Annotated in this window: 2 protein-coding genes; both read right to left on the bottom strand. The window is 61.6% G+C overall.

Going from position 1 to position 1,423, the window contains the following annotated elements:
- A partial coding sequence (locus ABIB36_RS21885) for an NAD(P)(+) transhydrogenase (Re/Si-specific) subunit beta (RefSeq protein WP_354563602.1) occupies positions 1-1,160 on the bottom strand: 1,160 nt, incomplete at its 3' end.
- Positions 1,160-1,423 (bottom strand): NAD(P) transhydrogenase subunit alpha part 2 (locus ABIB36_RS21880; protein WP_354563603.1); only part of this gene is annotated, 264 nt, incomplete at its 5' end. The genes ABIB36_RS21885 and ABIB36_RS21880, both read right to left, overlap by 1 nt.

Raw genomic sequence — 1,423 nt, 5'->3', positions numbered from 1 at the left:
AACTCGTCGTTGATGTCGTCCATTTCCTTCATCGCGTCGTACTCGACGTCGGCCTCGGCAAGCAACACGTTCATGTGTCCCGGCATACGGCCGGCGACCGGGTGAATCGCGTACTTGACCTCGACACCCTTCGCTTCGAGCAACTTGGCCATGTCCTTGACCGCATGCTGCGCCTGCGCCACGGCGAGACCGTAACCGGGAACGACGATGACCTGGTTTGCGTATGCCATCTGAATAGCAGCATCGGCAGCCGACGTCGCCTTCGCGGTGCCCCCAGCAGCCCCCGCCGGTCCGGCTGCAGCATCGCCGCCACCGAACCCGCCGGCAACGATCGCCGGAATCGACCGGTTCATGGCCTTGGCCATCAAGTTCGTCAAAATTGTGCCCGACGCGCCGACGATCATGCCCGCCACGATCATTGCCGTGTTGTTCAGAGCCAGACCTGCTGCCGCAGCCGACAAACCGGTCAACGCGTTGAGCAGCGAGATGACCACCGGCATATCCGCGCCACCGATCGGCAACACCACCGTCAAACCGAGAATGCCTGCCAGCACCAAGACTGCGACGATCCACCACTGCGAGACACCGGCGCCGGGGGTGGCATTGATTCCGATCACTACCGCTGCGGCAACGGCGCCGATGAGCAGAAGCGCGTTCATCGGCTGCTGCAGCTTCCCGATCGTGATCGGAGAGCCCGGCAATGTTTCCTGGAGCTTGAGGAACGCGATGAGCGAACCCCAGAACGAGATGGAACCGATGATCGCCGCGAAGAGCGAACCGATGACAATGTGCACCGTCGGCGACTCGCCATGGTTGAAGTCCGAGAACCCGGAGGTGTCGAGGAACTCTGCCCACGCGATCAACGCGACCGTGCCGCCGCCGACACCGTTGAACAGTGCCACCAGCTGAGGCATACCGGTCATCTTCACTCGGCGTGCCGGCGGAATACCCAGAGCGACACCGACGACGAGGCCGACGATGATCAGAATCCAATTCTCGGTGTCCCGAATCGCGATCAGCGTCGCGACGACTGCGACGAACATGCCGACCGCGGCGATCTGGTTACCGCGAACAGCCGTCTTCGGACCGGTCAGACCCATCAGACCGTAGATGAACATGCCGAAGGCAACGATGTAGAGAATGTTGACGAGATTGTCCATCAGGAGTCAGCACCCTTCTCGACGGATCCAGGGGCAACTGCGGCGGGCACAGGCTTGGACTTGAACATGCTGAGCATGCGATCGGTGACGACGAATCCACCGATCACATTGACAGTTCCGAACACCAAGGCGACGAACAGGATGATCTGCAGACCGATCGAGGGATCCTCGACCTTGCCCAGCACCACCAGTGCGCCGAGCACAACGATGCCGTGGATGGCGTTGGTACCGGACATGAGCGGGGTGTGCAAGGTGTTGGGCAC

This window comes from Rhodococcus sp. UYP9 (assembly GCF_040547235.1).
GTDB lineage: Bacteria > Actinomycetota > Actinomycetes > Mycobacteriales > Mycobacteriaceae > Rhodococcoides.
Note: the sequence above shows the minus strand (reverse complement) of the source record. Positions and strands in the feature narration are given on the sequence as shown.